General features: G+C 74.2%; 12 protein-coding genes. All 12 read left to right on the top strand.

The window, feature by feature from the left end:
• Positions 1-713 (top strand): 4'-phosphopantetheinyl transferase family protein (locus IE321_RS42015; protein ID WP_229916434.1); only part of this gene is annotated, 713 nt, incomplete at its 5' end.
• Positions 596-1,321, top strand: a complete 726-nt coding sequence (locus tag IE321_RS17750; protein ID WP_226652994.1) for an SDR family NAD(P)-dependent oxidoreductase — start codon at positions 596-598, stop codon at positions 1,319-1,321. The genes IE321_RS42015 and IE321_RS17750, both read left to right, overlap by 118 nt.
• A 484-nt stretch (positions 1,322-1,805) precedes the next feature.
• Complete coding sequence (locus IE321_RS17745; protein WP_043225275.1) at positions 1,806-3,284, top strand: sugar transferase; 1,479 nt, start codon at positions 1,806-1,808, stop codon at positions 3,282-3,284.
• Between the two features lie 73 nt (positions 3,285-3,357).
• Positions 3,358-4,674, top strand: coding sequence for a nucleotide sugar dehydrogenase (locus tag IE321_RS17740; RefSeq protein WP_043225274.1), 1,317 nt, complete (start codon positions 3,358-3,360; stop codon positions 4,672-4,674).
• Positions 4,664-5,911: a glycosyltransferase family 4 protein gene (locus IE321_RS17735; RefSeq protein WP_190223619.1), complete on the top strand. Its 1,248-nt coding sequence runs from the start codon at positions 4,664-4,666 to the stop codon at positions 5,909-5,911. The genes IE321_RS17740 and IE321_RS17735 overlap by 11 nt, the downstream gene beginning before the upstream one ends.
• The gene (locus tag IE321_RS17730; RefSeq protein ID WP_190223618.1) at positions 5,908-7,314 is read left to right on the top strand and encodes a Wzz/FepE/Etk N-terminal domain-containing protein; all 1,407 of its coding nucleotides are present in this window, start codon (positions 5,908-5,910) and stop codon (positions 7,312-7,314) included. The genes IE321_RS17735 and IE321_RS17730 overlap by 4 nt, the downstream gene beginning before the upstream one ends.
• Positions 7,311-8,816, top strand: coding sequence for a Wzz/FepE/Etk N-terminal domain-containing protein (locus tag IE321_RS17725; protein ID WP_043225270.1), 1,506 nt, complete (start codon positions 7,311-7,313; stop codon positions 8,814-8,816). Before IE321_RS17730 ends, IE321_RS17725 begins: the two co-directional genes overlap by 4 nt.
• A gap of 2 nt (positions 8,817-8,818) precedes the next feature.
• Positions 8,819-10,753 carry an asparagine synthase (glutamine-hydrolyzing) gene (gene asnB / locus IE321_RS17720; protein ID WP_190223617.1) on the top strand — a complete coding sequence of 645 codons (1,935 nt, stop codon included), beginning with the start codon at positions 8,819-8,821 and terminating at the stop codon, positions 10,751-10,753.
• A 16-nt stretch (positions 10,754-10,769) separates the two neighbouring features.
• A complete protein-coding gene (locus IE321_RS17715) occupies positions 10,770-12,962 on the top strand; it encodes a bi-domain-containing oxidoreductase (RefSeq protein ID WP_190223616.1) in 2,193 nt (730 codons plus the stop codon).
• On the top strand, positions 12,959-14,920 hold the full coding sequence (locus tag IE321_RS17710) for a heparinase II/III family protein (protein ID WP_190223615.1): 1,962 nt from the start codon (positions 12,959-12,961) through the stop codon (positions 14,918-14,920). Before IE321_RS17715 ends, IE321_RS17710 begins: the two co-directional genes overlap by 4 nt.
• A gap of 8 nt (positions 14,921-14,928) precedes the next feature.
• Positions 14,929-16,488 (top strand): right-handed parallel beta-helix repeat-containing protein, encoded by a 1,560-nt coding sequence (locus IE321_RS17705; protein WP_190223614.1) that lies wholly within the window; start codon positions 14,929-14,931, stop codon positions 16,486-16,488.
• Positions 16,485-17,705 carry an O-antigen ligase domain-containing protein gene (locus IE321_RS17700; protein ID WP_190223613.1) on the top strand — a complete coding sequence of 407 codons (1,221 nt, stop codon included), beginning with the start codon at positions 16,485-16,487 and terminating at the stop codon, positions 17,703-17,705. Before IE321_RS17705 ends, IE321_RS17700 begins: the two co-directional genes overlap by 4 nt.
• The last annotated feature ends 7 nt before the right edge of the window (positions 17,706-17,712 follow it).

The following is a 17,712-nucleotide window of genomic DNA, read 5'->3' as shown; positions in this document are numbered from 1 at the left end:
GGGGGCGCCCCTCCCTCCTCCCCGGTCAGGGGCTGCCCCCGCTGCGGCTGACGGCGGCCCACTGCGGGCCCGTGACGGTCGCCGCCGTCGTCTCCCCCGGCGCGGGCGGGCGGACCCCGGCGGCCGGCGGCGGCGTGGGCTCTGCCCCGGGGGCCGTCCTCGGCACCGACGTCGACGCGGACCCGGGGACCGCCCTCGGGATCGACATCGAGTTCCTGCCCCGGCCCCCGTCCCCCGCCCTCCTGCTCCAGGCCCTCGGCGACACCGAACGGGCCGATCTGGAGGCCCGTCCCGCGCCGGACCGGTGCGCCGCGTTCCTCGCCGTGTGGACGGCGAAGGAGGCCGTCGCCAAGGCGCTCGGCTGGCCGCTGCTGCGCGCCCTGGTCGACGTGGAGATCGCCCTCCGGCCACGGCCGTTCGTGGCCCGCCTCGGGCGGGACCTCGCCCCGCGCGGCTGGCACCTCGTACCGCTGCGCCTGCCCGGCCTCCCCCACACCGTCACCCTCGCCCTGCGCCATCCGCACACCGACCCGGAACGGGAGACCTCATGGACCTCACCGGCAGGACCGCCCTCGTCACCGGGGGGACCCGTGGCATCGGACTGGCCATCGCGCGGACCCTCCACCACCACGGCGCCCGGGTCGTCGTCACCGGGCGCGACGAGGAACACGGCCGCCAGGCCCTCGCCCGGCTCGACGGCGGCGACGACGTGACGCTGTGCGTCGGTGACGCCACCCGCAGGCCCGACGCCGAGCGGGCCGTCGACACCGTCGTGGAGCGCTACGGACACCTGGACGTCGTCGTCAACAACGTCGGCGGGGCCACGGACTTCGCCACCGTCGCGGACATCACCGACGAGGTCTGGCACCGCACCCTCGCGCTCAACCTCGACACCGCGCTCTACACCACCCGGCACGCCCTGGCCCGGATGGTCCCCCAGCGCTCCGGGCGCGTCATCACCATCTCCTCCATGGAGGGGCGCGACCCGGACCCCGGTCTGTGCGCCTACGCCGCCGCCAAGCACGCCCTCATCGGCCTCACCCGGGTGCTGGCGAAGGAGGTGGGTCCGTACGGCATCACGGCGAACTGCGTCTGCCCCGGCGCCGTCGAGACCGACTGGGTCACCGAGCAGGGGCCCAAGGCCGCGCGCGTGCTGGGGACCGACTACGCCGGGCTGCTCCGGCACTTCACCGCGCGGACGGCCACCGGCCGGCTGACCCGCCCCGAGGAGGTGGCCGCCGCGGTGCTCCTCCTCGCCTCCCCCGAGGGCGCCGGAATCACCGGCGCCTGCATCCCCGTGGACGGCGGGTCGACCGTCTGAGGGTTCATCAGGAACGCACACAACTCAACGCCGAATAAAGGGCGTTGGCGATCATTCGCGGGGTTCCGGTGGCTGACGGATCGCGTGTTGGCGTGAAGACGCGTGTGGCTGATGTGCAGCCGGTGGATCAAGTCTCAAAGCTTACGCACAAATTACACACATCCTCTCTCCAACCCGCTTCCCATGCTCTAGATTGACCATGCTTCAGCTGATCGAGCACGAGGCGACCAGTAACGATCTTTACGTCCGGCACTGTGCATGACCAGCACGTCTGCCCCTTGGTGCCGGATGTGGGGCGATCAGTTCTTCGGGGGGCCGAGACGGCTTCCGGGTGCGGGGTGCACCCGGCGGACCGACGGATTCCCGCGCACAGCGAAGCTGCGAAGTGACAGCCCGGGCGCCACGCGGGGAGGGTGCGCGCCTGCCGGGCTGAGGAACAGTGCTAGGCGACCACGTCGAACCACTGGGAACCTTGGGGGGTTCTGTGCGGCAAGGGGGATTACTCAGCCCGTTTCCGTCTGCGCGCGAGCGTCTGGCGAACGGGGAGATCAGCCGGCCGGCGATGGACTGGGAACAGCGGTACCGACGTACCGTGATCACCAGCGACACCGTGGCCACCGCCTTCGTGGTAGCCACGATCGGCGACTTCTTCGGGGCCCGGGACGCGGCCAACTGGCATGAGAAATGGGGCATTCTCGCCTTCGGCACCGAGCTCCTGGTGCTGGGGGCGCTCGCGGTGAGCCGCTCGTGGGCTCCGGCGGTGCTCGGACAGGGCGCCGAGGAGTTCCGGCGGCTCGGTCGGTCGCTGTTCATGGCGACCGTCGTCCTGGCGCTCGGCGGGATCGCCCTCACCTCGCGCAACATCAAGCTGTGGATCTTCGTCGCGATCCCCGCGATCGCGCTGGTCACCATGACGGCGCGGTACCTGCTGCGCCTCTGGCTGCACAAGCAGCGGAAGGAAGGCAGGTGCCTGCGTCCGGTGCTCGCCGCCGGGAGCAGGGCCACCGTGCGGGACCTGATCACCAGGACCCGGAAGTTCCCGCACCTCGGGTGGCGGGTGGACGCGGTCTGCACCACCCCCGAACTCGGGCCCGACGGCGACCAGTTGGACGGTGTGCCGGTGGTCGGGCGGCTGGCCGACGTGGCCAACCACGTGCACCGCGACGGCTTCCGGGTCGTCGCGGTCACCCCGGACCCGCACTGGTCGCCCAACCGGCTGCGGAGACTGGCGTGGAATCTGGAGGGAAGCGACGCCGAGATGGTCGTCGCCCCCGTGCTGATGGAGGTGGCCGGGCCGCGGCTGCACGTCGACGCGGTGCTCGGGATACCGCTGCTCCGGGTCAGCATGCCGGCCTTCACCGGCGGGCGACGGGCGGTCAAGGAGGTCGTCGACCGGCTCGGCGCGGCGGTCCTGCTGGTGCTGTTCGCGCCGCTGATGCTGCTCGTCGGGCTGCTCGTCCTGACCGACAGCCGGGGCGGGGTGTTCTACCGGCAGCGCAGGGTCGGCAAGGACGGCCGCGAGTTCATGATCCTGAAGTTCCGCACCATGGTCGCCGGGGCGGACCGGGCCCGCGAGGAACTGGCCGGGCTCAACGAAGGCGCCGGCCTGCTGTTCAAGATGCGCCAGGACCCGCGGGTGACCCGGGTGGGGTCGGTGCTGCGCCGGTACTCGCTCGACGAGCTGCCGCAGCTCGTCAACGTCCTGACCGGGTCGATGTCGCTGGTCGGACCGCGGCCCCCGCTGCCGGAGGAGTCCGCCGCGTACAGCGCGGACATCCGGCGGCGGCTGCTGGTCAAACCGGGGCTCACCGGACTGTGGCAGATCAGCGGACGCAGCGACCTGTCGTGGGAGGAGGCCGTGCGACTGGACCTGCGGTACGTGGAGGACTGGTCACTGGCCCTGGACACGGTGATCTTGTGGAAGACGCTGCGCGCGGTGATACACGGTCAGGGAGCTTATTGATGCGGGGAGTTCGTCGTCCGGCCGGCACGTGGACGGCAGGCCGTGGGGGCCTGTCCGGGGGGAGGAGCGGGTCATGAGGGTGAGCGTTTTCGGGCTCGGTTACGTCGGCTGCGTGTCGGCCGCGTGCCTGGCCAGCCTGGGGCACGAGGTCGTCGGGGTCGACGTCAATCCGGTCAAGGTCGACCTGGTCAACGACGGCCGGGCACCGGTGGTCGAGGAGGGGATCGGCGAGCTCGTCGCCGAGGTCGTGCGGAGCGGGGCGCTGCGCGCCACCGCGGACGTGCGCGAGGCGATCAGGGACAGCGAGGTGTCGCTGGTCTGCGTCGGCACGCCGTCGGAGCCCAACGGCAGCCTGTGCACCACCTATCTGGAGCGGGTCACCGAGGAGATCGGCGCGGCGCTGGCCGAGCGGGGCGGGCGGCACACGGTCGTGTTCCGCAGCACCATGCTCCCCGGCACCTGCCTGAACCTGCTGGTGCCGATCCTGGAGAAGTACGTCGGTGGCACCGCCGGCGTGGACGTCGGAGTCGCGGTCAACCCGGAGTTCCTGCGCGAGGGCACCAGCGTGCGGGACTTCTTCGACCCGCCGAAGACCGTCGTCGGCGAGCTCGACCCGGCGAGCGGCGACGTGGTGGCGGCGCTGTACGAGGGGCTGCCCGGCGAGGTGTTCCGGGTGCCCGTGCCGACCGCGGAGGCGATCAAGTACGCGGACAACGCCTTCCACGGCCTCAAGATCGGCTTCGCGAACGAGCTGGGCGCCGTGTGCCAGGCCCTCGGGGTCGACTCGCACCAGGTGATGGACGTCTTCCTGGCCGACCGGAAGCTGAACATCAGCCCCGCCTACCTGCGGCCCGGCTTCGCCTTCGGCGGATCCTGCCTGCCCAAGGACCTGCGGAGCCTGGTCCACGCGGCGCAGCGGGCCGACGTCTCGGTGCCGATCCTCTCCCATGTGCTGCCGTCCAACGCCGACCACCTCCAGCGGGCGGTGGAGCTGGTCGAGCGCACCGGGAAGCGGCGGGTGGGCCTGTTCGGGCTCTCCTTCAAGCCCGGCACCGACGACCTCCGCGAGAGTCCGCTCGTCGAGCTGGCGGAGCGGCTCTTCGGCAAGGGCTACGAGCTGCGGATCCACGACGCCAACGTCAACGTCTCCCGGCTGCTCGGCGCGAACCGCGAGTACATCGAGACCCGGCTGCCGCACCTCGCGCAGCTGCTCGCGGACTCCGTCGACGAGGTGCTCGAACACGCCGAGGTGTGCCTCGTCGGCACCAGGGACCCGGCCGTCCTGGCGGCGCTGCCGCACGGGGACGCGCCGGTGATCATCGATCTCATCCACCTTCCCGACGCCGAGGCGCGCCGGGCCGAACCTGGGTACGTGGGCCTTGCTTGGTGAAGCGACCAGCGGCGACCGGCGGAGCCGGCGCGCGCTGATCCTGGTGGAGAACCTGTCGGTGCCGTTCGACCGGCGGGTGTGGCAGGAGTGCACGACGCTCCGGGACGCGGGCTGGGAGGTGCACGTCATCTGTCCCGCGGGGACCAAGCGGGACACCGAGCGGGAGGTGCTGCTCGACGGGGTGCGGATCCACCGCTACCCGCTGCGCGCGGCCACCGGCGGCCCGGCCGGCTACCTGCGGGAGTACGGAACGGCGCTGTGGCACACCGCCCGGCTGGCGCGGAAGGTCGGGCCGGTCGACGTCGTCCACGCCTGCAACCCCCCGGACCTGCTGTTCCTGCCGGCGCGGTGGCTCAAGCGGCGCGGGGCGCGGTTCGTCTTCGACCAGCACGACCTGGTGCCCGAGCTGTACCTGTCGCGCTTCGACCGCGGCGAGGACCTGCTCTACCGGAGCGTGTGCGCGCTGGAGCGGATGACCTACCGGGCGGCGGACGTGGTGCTGGCCACGAACGAGAGCTACCGGGACGTGGCGGTGCGCCGCGGCGGCCGGCGGCCCGAGGACGTGTTCGTGGTCCGCAGCGCGCCCGACACCGACCGCTTCCACCCCGTGCCGCCCGAGCCGGAGCTCAAGGAGGGCAAGCCCCATCTGCTGTGCTACCTGGGGGTGATGGGTCCCCAGGACGGGGTGGACTACGCCCTGCGGGCGCTCGCGAAGCTGCGCGACGAGCTGGGGCGCAGCGACTGGCACGCGGTGTTCGTCGGCGGCGGCGACACCTTCGACGCCATGGTGGAACTGTCCCGGCGGCTCGGGCTCTCCGACCAGGTGCGGTTCACCGGGCGCGTGTCGGACGCCGAACTGGCGCGCTACCTGTCCACCGCGGACGTGTGTCTCTCCCCCGACCCGCGCAATCCGCTCAACGACGTGTCGACGATGAACAAGGTCCTGGAGTACATGGTGATGGGCCGGCCGATCGTCTCCTTCGACCTGAAGGAGGCGCGGGTCTCCGCCGGTGACGCGGCGGTCTACGCGCCCGCGAACGACGAGGCGGAGTTCGCGCGGCTGATCGCGCTGCTGCTCGACGACCCGGAGAAGCGGGCCCTGATGGGCAAGACCGGCCAGGAGCGGATCGGCGGACCGCTCGCCTGGCGGAACTCCCAGCGCGCGCTGCTCGCCGCCTACGAGGCCGCGCTGTCCACGGGCGCTCCGGGCCGGGCGGGGACGAGGCCGCGCAGTTGAGCGACGACACGATACGCCTGGTCACCCTCGGGCGGATTCTCCGTCGGCGCTGGCGGCTGCTCACCCTCCTCGCCCTGGTGGGCGCACTGGCCGGGCACGGCGTCTCGCTGCTGGTCCCGCCGCGCTACACGACCTCGGTGTCGGTGCTGCTGCCGGGGTCGTGGGAGGAGCGGGAGCTGCTGACCCAGGCGGAGGTCGCGACGAGTTCGGTGGTCGTCGACCGGGTGGCCGACGCGCTCGACTGGCACGGGGTCGACGGCATCGAGCTGCGGGAGCGGATCACCGCGGAGGCGGCCGAGGGGAACATCATCAGGATCTCGGGCACGGCCGACACCCCGGAGCGCGCCCAGCGGCTCTCCGACCTGATGGCCAAGGAGTTCGTGGCGTTCGCGGCGCGGATCGTGGGCGGTACCACCGACCCCGGGGCGGAGACCCGGCTGGAGGCGTTGCGGAAGGCGGTGGAGCAGGCCGGGCGGCGCATCACCGAGCTGGCCGACGCCGCCGATCCGGGGCGGACGGTGGAGAGCGTGCAGGCGCGCACGGAGCTGGAGAAGCTGCGTACGGCGCTGCGCGACGCGATCACCAAGCTGGACCAGACCGATCCGGCGGCCGGGAAGTCCGGCAAGGCCACCATGGTCGTCATGGGGCCGGCGGCCCGGCCGACCGGTGAGGCGCCGCCCACGCGGGCGCAGCTCGTCGCGGCGGGGGCGGTGCTGTTCTTCCTGCTCACGGTGGTCGGGCATCTCGCCGCGGCGCGGATGAGCCGTCGGCTGCGGACCGAGCCGGAGATCGCCGGGGCCCTGGGCACGCTGCTCGTCGGCAGTGTCGACGTGGCCGGCCGACGGCCCGTGCACCGGCCGGAGGGACGCGGCCCGCGGGCCTGGTTCCGCCGGCTGCTGGGCGTCGACGTCCGCTGGGACATCCCGGCGCCGCGGGCCTCGGGCGACGAGTCGGGCCGGCGGATCCGCTACCGGCGGGTGTGCGCCCGGCTCCAGGACCGGCTGCCGGTTCCGGGACGGCTGCTGGTCGTCGTCCCGGACGGGGACGAGATCGCGCGCCGGGCCGCGGAACGGCTGGTCGCGGAGGCCGGGGACGCCTCCGGTCCGGGGGCTCCCGGCGGGGCGTCCCTGCGGCTGCGGCTGGTGGGGGTGACGGTGGCGCATCCGCTGCTGCCGGACCGGGACGACGAGTCCGGTGTGCTGGTGGTGGTCAGTCCGGGGAGCTGGACCGGGGCGGAGCTCGCGGGCGTCGCCGAGGCGTGCGCGGACGCCGGGCAGGAGGTCCTCGGCCTGGTCGTCGCGGGCGCGGTGCGGGCCCGTCCGGGGCGTCGGGGCACGGGGCCGCGCCGTACCGCGGCGCCGGAGCCCGCCGTCGGCGAGGACGTGCTGGGGGGTGTGCGATGACGGGACGTACGGACGGGGAGCCGGTGGCCGCCGCGCCGCTGATCGACCTGCACACGCTGGTGGTGGCGGTGCGCAGGCGGCGGCGTCTGTGGTCGTCGCTGGCGCTGCTCGGCCTGCTGGTGGGCGCGGCCCTGGCACTGGTGCTGGTGCCGCCGCCGACGGCGACGGTGAAGCTGCTGGTGGCGCACCAGGAGGACCAGCCGAACGACCCCGGGACGCTGATCCGTACCGACGTGGCGCTGCTGCACACCACGCGGATCGCCGGCGCGGCGCTGAAGGCGCTCGATTCGCCGGTGGAGCCCGAGGTGTTCATGCGGGACTACGAGGGGCTCGGCCTGACCAACAACCTGTTGCAGATCACGGTGTCGGGTGACAGCGACGCGGAGGCGGTGGCCCGTGCCGGGGCGCTGGCCGACGCGTTCGTCGCGGACCACGTGCGGCGGATCCGGGAGGCCGCGGACGCCGAGGCGACGTCACTGCTCGACCAGCGCGACCGGATGCGGGAGGAGCTGGCCCGGGTGAACGAGACGATCGCAGAGAAGGGGACGAAGGCGTCGGCGGACATGGAGTCCCTCTTCGCCCGCCGGGCCGAACTCACCTCGCGGATCTCCGACTTCGACCAGCGGGCGGCGGAGGCGCGGATCGGCACCCCGCACCTGGTGGCGGGCACGCAGATCGTGGACGCGCCGCGCGCGGTGCGGCACTCGCTGCCCCGGAGCGCAGCCACGAACGCCGCGATCGGGGTCGTGCTCGGGCTCGCCCTCGGGCTGGCGGTGGCGGCGGTCGGCACGGTGGTGGCGGACCGCCCGGTGCTGCGCCGGGAGATCGCGGCGCAGCTGGGTGCCTCGGTCGTCGGGGAGCTGCCGCGCGGGGCCGGGCCGTGGCGGCGCCGGCACGTGCGGGACGCGCGGGAGCGGCTGACCCGGTCGCTGGCGCGGATCGTGCGCGGTTCGGCGGAGCCGGTGTCGCTGCTGGAGCTGGGCTGTGCGCGGGGGACGGCCGCGCTGGCGCTGGACCTCGGGCGGGCGCTGGGCGCGGAGGGGCCGGTGGTCGTCATCGACGGGCTGCCGGGGCTGCCGCTGGCCGGCCGCGAGCCGAGGCCGGGCGATCCGGTGGTGGTCGGCGGGGAGGAGGCGGCGGACCTGTCGCACCGGGGGCGGCGGATCGGGGTCGGTTCGGTGGCGCCGGGTGCGGCGTGGGCGGACCTGCCGTACCTCGGGGCGCGGACGGTGCTCGTGGTGCGCGCGGGGCACGGCAGCGCCGCGTGGCTGCACACGGTGGCGCGCCGGCTGGCGGACCAGCGGATCCCGGTGGCCGGTGTGGTGCTGGTGGATCCCGATCCGCGCGACCGGACCGACGGGACGCTGTGGGACGGGCCGCCGGGCGCGCAGCGGGGGCGGGGCGGGCGGCCGGTGCCGCAGGCGGGGATCGGCAGGTGGCGGACGGAGCGGCTGCCGATGTGGGCGGGACGGGTCCCGGACAGCGACCAGGAGGCGCGGTAGACATGTGTGGCATCGCGGGCACGTACCGGTGGCCGGACGGGAAGGCCGTGACGGACCGGCTGACCGACACCCTCGCCCACCGGGGTCCGGACGGGGCGGGGCGGTACGGTCATTCGCTCGGGGACGGCGAGGTGCAGCTGGGGCACCGGCGGCTGTCGATCGTGGACCTGTCGGAGACCGGCGCCCAGCCGATGGTCTCCGACGGTCTGGTCCTGACGTACAACGGGGAGCTGTACAACGCTCCGGAGCTGCGGGCGGAACTGGCGTCCTCGGGGGCCCGCTTCCGGGGCACGTCGGACACCGAGGTGGTGCTGGAGGCGTGGCGGCGGTGGGGGACGGACTGTCTGCCGCGGCTGCGCGGGATGTTCGCCTTCGGGATCTTCGACGAGCGGACGGGCGAGCTGGTGCTGGCCCGGGACCAGCTGGGCGTGAAGCCGCTGTTCCTGCTGCGGCGGGGCGAGGGGCTGGTGTTCGCCTCCGAGCTGAAGGCGCTCGCCGCCGTGACGGGCGGGTCGCTGGAGGTGGACCACGCGGCGCTGGTGGCGTCGCTGCTGTACTACTGGGTGCCGGACTCGCGGTGCGCGTTCCGCGAGGCGGAGAAGCTGCCGCCGGGGAGCTGGCTGCGGTGCCGGCCCGACGGACGGGTGGAGCGCGGCCGGTTCTGGAACCTGCGGGACGTCGCCGCGGAGGGACGGGAGCGGGCGCGGAGCGGTGAGCTGCCGGACCTGGCGGCCGTCGTCGAGGACTCGACGCGGCGTCATCTGCTGTCGGACGTGCCGGTGGCGACCTTCCTGTCCGGTGGTCTGGACTCCAGCTATCTGACGGCGCTGGCGGCCCGTGACCGGCCGGGGATCTCCGCCTACACGATCGGGTTCCGGGCCGAGGACGCCCGGTTCGAGGCGATGCCGGACGACCTGAGGTACGCCCGGCGGGTGGCGGAGCGGTTCGGCGTCGACCTGCACGAGATCGAGATCGCTCCGGACGTGCTCGACCTGCTGCCCCGGATGACGTACCACCTGGACGAGCCGATCGGCGATCCGGCCGCGATCAACACCTTCCTGATCTGCTCGGCCGCCCGGGAGGCCGGGGTGAAGGTGATGCTGTCGGGGATGGGGGCCGACGAGCTGTTCGCGGGGTACCGCAAGCACCTGGCGAACCTGGTCGCGCTGCGCTACCAGCGGGTGCCGCGGCCGGTGCGGCGCGGTCTGTACCGGGCGGTGGACCGGCTGCCGGTGGCCTCGGCGCGGCGGGGGTACCGGTCGGTGCGCTTCGCGAAGCGGTTCCTGTCCTTCGCCGAGCTGCCGGAGGAGACGGCGTTCCGCCGCAGCTACACGATGTACGACCGGGAGGAACTGATCGGTCTGGTCGATCCGGATCTGGCCGGGACGGTCGACGACGTGCTGACCGAGCACGCGGACGTGTACGGGGACAACGACCTGGACGACTTCGTCAACCGGATGTGCCTGGGTGACGCGCGGATGTTCCTGCCGGGGCTGAACCTCGCGTACACGGACCGGTCGAGCATGGCGGCGTCGACGGAGGTGCGGGTGCCGTTCGTGGACGTCGAGGTGGTCCGGGCGGCGTTCGCGGTGCCCGGGGACCGAAAGATCGTCGGCCGGCAGGGCAAGGCCGTCCTCAAGGAGGCGGCGTCCTCCGTCCTGCCGCGCGAGATCGTGTACCGGCCCAAGGGCCTGTTCAGCGCCCCGCTGCGGGCCTGGATGAGCCGGGACCTCGCGCCGCTGGTGCGCGAGGTGGTGAACGACGGCGAGCTGGTGCGCTCCGGTCTGCTGCGCCGCGACGCGCTGCGGCGGCTGGTCGCCGAGGACGCGGCGGGCCACCGGGACCACTCCAAGCACCTGTGGCACGTGCTGACCCTCGAGTACTGGTACCGGGGCGCGACCTCCCCGGCCGGCCAGGGCCCTTCCCTCACTGCGTAGAGACAAGAGGACTTCGGTGAAACAGGTAGTGCAGAACTACAAGAGCGGTGAACTGGCGCTGCTCGACGTGCCGGTGCCCGGGTGCAAGCCGGGCGGCGTGCTGGTCCGGACCGCCTACTCGCTGATATCCACCGGGACCGAGCTGATGAAGGTCTCCGAGGCGGGCATGTCGATGGTCGGGAAGGCCCGGTCCCGGCCGGACCAGGTGGCGAAGGTCGTGCAGAGCGTGGCGACCAACGGGGTGCCCGCGACCTACCGCAAGGTGATGGGGAAGCTGGACTCGTACACGCCGCTGGGCTACTCGCTGTGCGGGGTGGTCGAGGAGGTGGGTGCCGGGATCGACGACGTGAAGGTCGGCGACCTGGTGGCCTGCGCGGGCAACGAGCACGCGCTGCACGCCGAGCTGAACTGGGTGCCGAAGAACCTCTACGCGCCGGTGCCGGACGGGCTCGCGCCCCGGCACGCGGCCTTCGGGACGGTCGGGGCGATCGCGCTCCAGGGCGTCCGGCAGGGCGCGCCGCAGCTCGGTGAGACGGCGCTGGTCATCGGTCTCGGGCTGATCGGGCAGCTGGTGGCGCAGCTCCTCACCGCCTCGGGCGTCCGGGTCGTGGGCGTGGACCCCGACCCGGCGCGCGGCGCGCTCGCCGAGCGTCTCGGTGCGGTGGCCTGTGGCGATCCGGACTCCGCCGTGGTGGAGAACGCGGTCGCCGAACTGACCGGCGGGCACGGGGTGGACCAGGTGTACCTGGCGGCCGGCGGGGGCAGCAACCAGCCCGTCGAGCTGGCGGCCCGGCTGTGCCGGGACCGCGGCCGGGTCGTCGACATCGGCAAGTGCCGTCTGGACCTGCCGTGGAACGCGTACTACGAGAAGGAGCTGGACGTCCGCTTCTCCCGGAGCTACGGCCCCGGGCGCTACGACCCGGAGTACGAGCTGGAGGGCCGGGACTACCCGATCGGGTACGTGCGGTGGACCGAGCGCCGGAACCTCGCGTGCTTCCTCGACCTCCTCGCCCGGGGCGGCGTGGACGTGGAGCCGCTGGTCTCGCACGTCGCCGGTTTCGACGAGGCGGTGGAGACGTACCGGAGCCTGCAGGGGGGCGAACTCAAGGCCGTGGCGGTGCTGTTCCGGTACGCCGAGGAGGGCGCGCGGGACGAGCCGGCGGCGCCGGAGCTCGTCGTGCCCCAGGTGCGGCGCGCCGGGGGCGGGTCCGCTCGGGCCCGGGTGTCCGGGCGTCCGGTGCGGCTGGCGTTCGTCGGCGCGGGGAACTACGCGTCGTCGATGCTGCTGCCGCACCTGGTGGGGCGCGAAGGGGTCGAGCTGTCGACGGTCGTGACGACGACGGCGCTGTCCGCGGCGAACGCCCGGCGGAAGTTCGGCTTCGGCCGGGCCACCACCGACCTCGACGCGGTGCTCGACGACCCTTCCGTGGACGCGGTGTTCGTCGTCACCCGGCACAGCTCGCACGCCGAGCTCACCCGCCGGGCGCTGCTCGCGGGCAAGGCGGTCTTCGTGGAGAAGCCGCTGGCGCTCACCGAGGACGAGCTGGCCGGGGTGCTCGCGGCGGTGGAGGAGTCCGGCAACGACCGTCTGCAGGTGGGCTTCAACCGCCGGTTCTCGCCGCTGCTGCGGGAGGCGAAGGAGCGGTTCGGCGCCCGGACCGGTCCGGCGAGCCTGCGCTACCTCGTCAACGCCGGCCGGCTCGACCACGGCAGCTGGTACCTCCGGCAGGGGTCCGAGGGGTCCCGGTTCGCCGGCGAGGGCGGCCACTTCGTCGACACGGCGAGCTGGCTGCTGGACGCCGACCCGGTCTCGGTGTACGCGGTCGCCCCGCCCGGAAACGAGGACCTCCAGGTCGTCCTGGGCTACCCGGACGGCTCCACGGCCACCATCAGCTACGTCACCAGCGGTGCGCCCGGCTTCCCGAAGGAGACGCTGGACCTCCTCGCGGACGGCAGGGTGCTGCGGCTCGACGACTTCGTGCGCGCCGGCGTGTGGGACGGGCGCCGCAAGGCGTGGGTGAGCTCGCGGCTGCCCAAGGCGCGGGACAAGGGCCAGAACGCCGAACTCGCCGCGTTCGTGCGGGCGGTGCGGACCGGCGGGCCGATGCCGGTGCCGCTGGAGTCGCTGGTCGCGACGACCGCCGCGACCCTCGCCGTGCCGCGGGGGCTCGCGGCCGGCGCGCCCGTCTCGCTGGTGGACGCCCGATGACGATGAGCGCGGGCTGGTACCTGCGGCGGCTGTCCCGGATGGGGCCGCGGGAGGTCGGCGGCCGGGTGGGCGACACGGTGCGCAGGAGGCACTGGCGGTCGGCGCGGCCGGCCGTGCCGCGCGTGACGGGCGCCCGCTTCACCGCCGTCCTGCCGGCCGGGGCGCTCGACGCGGTGCCGCCGGACGCGGCGAAGCGTCTGGTCGCCGAGGCGGACCGGCTGATGGCCGGGCACGCCGAGTTCTTCGGGGTGGTCCGGGACGACCTGGTCACCCCGGACTGGTGGCACGACCCGAAGACCGGGCGCCGCGCGCCGTGGGGCTACGCCTTCGACGTGCCGTACCGGGACGAGGAGGCGGTCGGGGACATCAAGCAGATCTGGGAGCCGTCCCGGCACCAGTACCTCACCGTGCTCGCCGCCGCCTACGCCCTCACCGGGGACGAGCGGTACGCCGAGCGCGTGGCCGCCCACCTGCGGTCGTGGTGGGCGGCGAACGCGCCGCTGCGCGGGGTGCACTGGACGAGCGGCATCGAGCTGGGGATCCGGCTGCTGTCGTGGGTGTGGGTGCGGCGGCTGCTCGACGGCTGGCCGGGCGCGGCCGGGCTGTTCGAGGACAATCCGGTGGCGCTCCGGCAGATCTGGCACCACCAGCGGTGGCTGGCGGCCTTCCCCAGCCGGGGGTCGTCGGCGAACAACCACGTGATCGCGGAGACGGCCGGGCAGTTCGCCGCGGCCTGCGCCTTCGGCTGGTTCCCCGCCTCGGCGCGCTGGCGGGCCGACGCCCTGCGCTCGCTGGACCGGCAGCTGCGCGCCAACACCTTCCGCTCCGGTCTCAACCGGGAGCTGGCCACCGAGTACCACGGGCTGGTCCTCGAACTGGGCCTGGCCGCGGTGGCCGAGGCGGACCGGGCCGGCGTGCCGGTCCCGGCCACGGTCCGGCTGGTGCTGCTGCGGATGACGGACGCGCTCGCCGCCGTCGTCGACGACCGGCTGCGGCCGCCCCGCCAGGGCGACGCGGACGACGGGCACGGCCTGGTCCTGGACGGCGCGGGCACGGACCGCTGGGGCTCGCTGCTGGCCACCGGGGACGCCGTCTTCGGCCGGCTCCCCTGGTGGCCGGAGGTGACCGGCACCGATGTGCGCACCCCGCTGCTCGCGGCGCTCGTCCGGCCGTACGCGAAGGGCGGCGGCGCTCCGGCGGTGCGACGCCCGGCGAGCCGGCCGGCCCACTTCGCCGACGCGGGCATGACGGTGCTGCGCGGTCCCGGCGGGATCTGGTGCCGCTGCGACGGCGGTCCGCACGGCTTCCTGTCGATCGCGGCGCACGCCCACGCGGACGCGCTGTCCGTGGAGGTGCGGCACGACGGCGTCGACGTGCTCGCGGACCCGGGGACGTACTGCTACCACGGGCAGCCGGAGTGGCGGAGCTACTTCCGCTCCACCCTCGCCCACAACACGCTCCAGTGGGGCGGCGCCGACCAGTCGCTCTCCGGGGGCCCGTTCCTGTGGACCCGGCACGCCCGCACCCGCGTCCTGGTCGCCGACGCCGACGGCGACCGGGCGGTGGCCCGCTGGTGCGCCGAGCACGACGGCTACCCCGGCGTGGTGCACCGCCGCCGGGTGGAGCTGACGGCCGCGCGCCGGGAGCTGCGGGTGGTCGACGAGGTGCACGGCGAGCCCGGGGCCGTACGCCTGGCGTTCCACCTCGGGCCGACGGTCACCGCGGAGCTGGTGGAGAACCGGGCGCTGCTCCGCTGGAGCCGGGACGGCGAGGAGCGGTCGGCGGAGCTCGACCTGCCCGGGGAGCTGTCGTGGCGGGCGCACCGGGGCGAGAGCGGTCCGCCGCTGGGCTGGTACTCGGCGGGCTTCGGGCGCAAGGAGCCCGCCACCGCGCTGGTCGGCAGCGGCTCCGCCGACGGTGCGGCGGGGTTCGTCACCGTGCTCAGGTTCCACGGCTAGGGGGGCACGTGGTGAGAGAGCGGCGGCACCGGGCGGTGCCGGCGGCGCCCCTGGTGCTGCTCCTGCTGGCGGCGACCGGCTGCACGGGCACGCCGGCCGCCCCGGCGGGGACGGCCCCGCCGTCCAGGCCGGGCGCGGCCGCCGGGCCCGTGGGGGCGAAGGGGGCCGTGGCGCGGGTGTGCGACGCGCCGGCGGCCGGTCCGGCGGCGGGACCGGCGGACGCGGTGACGGTCGACCCGGCGGTCGTCGGCGACCTGGTGGCGAAGACCGCGGCCGGCCCGCCGGGCACCACCTTCTGGCTCCGGCCGGGCACGCACACGCTGGGTCCCGACGCCTACGACCAGGTCGAGACCAAGGAGGGGAACCGGTACCTGGGCGCGCCGGGCGCGGTGCTCGACGGCCGGGGGGTGAACCAGTACGCGTTCGGCGGGACCGCGGCCGGCGTCACCCTGCGGTACCTGACCGTGCGGGGCTTCGTCGCGCCGAAGGACGAGGGCGTGGTCAACCACGACATGGCCGACGGGTGGACCGTCGAGCACACGCGGATCGAGGACAACTCCGGCGCGGGGCTGATGGCCGGCGCCCGCCAGCGGCTGCGCGCCAGCTGTCTGCGCGGCAACGGTCAGTACGGCATGAACGCCTACAAGACCGGGGACTCCCTCCGGGACCTGGTGGTCGAGGGCAACGAGATCACCGGCAACAACACCGACGACTGGGAGCGGCGGCAGCCCGGCTGCGGGTGCACCGCGGGCGTCAAGTTCTGGGCCGTCGACGGCGCCGACGTCCGCGGCAACTGGGTGCACGACAACCGCGGGGCCGGGTTGTGGGCGGACACGAACAACAACGACTTCCTCTTCGAGGACAACCTGGTCGAGGAGAACGACGGCGCCGCGCTGATCTACGAGATCAGCTACAACGCGGTCGTCCGGAACAACACGATCCGGCGGAACAACCGGGTCGAGGGCCGGGCCGCCGCCGACGGCGGGGACGACTTCCCGCACGCGGCCGTGTACGTCTCCGAGTCCGGCGGCGAGCCCCGGGTGCCGGCCCGCACGGACCGGATCGAGATCCACCGCAACCTGCTGGAGGACAACTGGTCGGGGATCACCCTGTGGGAGGACGCCGACCGGTTCTGCAACAGCCCGTCCAACACCTCCGCGGACTACTGCACGCTCCTGGTGGAGTCCACCGCGAGCTGCGCGCGGCCCGCGATCGCGGCGCCGCCGCTCCGCTCGGACTGCCGCTGGAGGACCCGGCGGGTCGACGTCCACCACAACCGCTTCGTGCTCGACCCGGCGGCCGTCCCGTGCCCGGCGGCGGCGTGCGGCCGCATGGCGGTGGTGGCCGGCCCCGGCACCTCGCCCGACTGGTCGCCGTACCTGGGCGACGGCGTGGCCGAGGCGATCGCCCACGGGCAGGACAACCGCTGGCACGACAACGCGTACGTCGGCCCGTGGACCTTCGTCGCCCGCGCCCCCGGCCGGTCCCTCGACTTCGGACGGTGGCGGGGCGCGCCGTACCGGCAGGACGCGGGCAGCACCCTCGACGCGCGGGGCGGTGGCCGATGACCGCGGAGCGGACCCCGAGGCTGGTCGGGGTGGCCTGGGCGCTGCTGGCCCTCAACACGCTGGGCTCCGCGGGGGCGAAGACGGTCGTCCCGATCCCCCGCTCGCTGATCCAGATGCTCACCATGGGCGCGCTGGTCGCCGCGTTCGCGCTGGCGCTCGCCGTCAACCGGCCGCTGCGCGTCCGGCCCAGCGCGTTCCTGTTCCTGCTGACGCTGCTGCTGGTGCCGAGCGTGATCGCCAGCGTGCACCTGGAGGTCGGGGTCGGCGCGCTCTTCCGCTGCGCCCGGCTGACGCTCTTCGTCGCCACCCTGTGGCTGCTGACCCGCTGGTGGGACGGCGGCCTGACCTTCGTCCGCCACCACATCCGGATGTACTTCGCGGTGCTGGGGCTGGTGGCCGCCGGGCTGGTCGTCGCCCCGGGGACGGCGATGCCGGAGTACTACGGCGGTCGGCTCGTCGGGGCGCTGTGGCCGCTGACCCCACCGCAGATCGGGCAGTACGCGGCGGTGGTCATCGGGCTCACCGTGCTGCTCCTGCTGGGCCGCCGGACGACGGCCTTCGGGGCGGCCGTGGTCATCGTGCCGTCGCTGGTGCTGCTCGCCATGACCCACACCCGCACGGCCACCCTGGGGCTGCTGATCGGCCTGGTGCTCGCGATCGGCTCGCTGTTCCTCACGAGCGCGGCCGCCCGCCGGCTCTTCGCCTGGGCGGTGCTGTGCGCGGCGGTGGCCGCGGTGGTCTTCGGGTCGGCGCTGCGGGCGTGGTTCCTGCGCGGGCAGAGCCAGGAGAACTTCTCCAACCTCACCGGCCGGGCGAAGGTCTGGGACGCCCTCCTGGCATCGCCCCGGACGGTGGGGGAGACGGTCTTCGGCACGGGCCTGGGCGACAAGTCCTTCGACGGGCTGCCGATCGACAACAGCTGGCTGGCCGTCTTCCAGGAGCAGGGGCTGCTCGGTGTGGCGCTGGTGGCGGCGCTGCTCGTCGTGCTCGGCGGGGTGGCGCTGCTGCGGCCGCCGTCGCTGCCGAGGGCCTGCGCGATCTTCCTGATCAGCTACTGCGCGCTCTCGTCGTACACCGAGGTCGGGCTCGGGGACGCCTCGGCGTACCTGCTGCACCTGACCCTGGCCGCCTCGCTGCTGGTGGCCCCCGCTCCGGCGGCCGCCCCGCCGGCGGCCGACGTTCCCGCACGACACGTCCCGCGATGGGCCAGGAGGTGACCTGAGC

This window comes from Streptomyces hydrogenans (genome assembly GCF_014656075.1).
GTDB classification, from domain to species: Bacteria; Actinomycetota; Actinomycetes; order Streptomycetales; family Streptomycetaceae; genus Streptomyces; species Streptomyces hydrogenans.
Note: the sequence above shows the minus strand (reverse complement) of the source record. Positions and strands in the feature narration are given on the sequence as shown.

Excerpts from the sequence above, each read along its gene's own strand:
- IE321_RS17740 (WP_043225274.1), top strand. The coding sequence starts at position 3,358 with ATGAGGGTGAGCGTTTTCGGGCTCGGTTACGTCGGCTGCGTGTCGGCC.
- IE321_RS17725 (WP_043225270.1), top strand. The coding sequence starts at position 7,311 with ATGACGGGACGTACGGACGGGGAGCCGGTGGCCGCCGCGCCGCTGATC.
- asnB (WP_190223617.1), top strand. The coding sequence starts at position 8,819 with ATGTGTGGCATCGCGGGCACGTACCGGTGGCCGGACGGGAAGGCCGTG.
- IE321_RS17710 (WP_190223615.1), top strand. The coding sequence starts at position 12,959 with ATGACGATGAGCGCGGGCTGGTACCTGCGGCGGCTGTCCCGGATGGGG.
- IE321_RS17700 (WP_190223613.1), top strand. The coding sequence starts at position 16,485 with ATGACCGCGGAGCGGACCCCGAGGCTGGTCGGGGTGGCCTGGGCGCTG.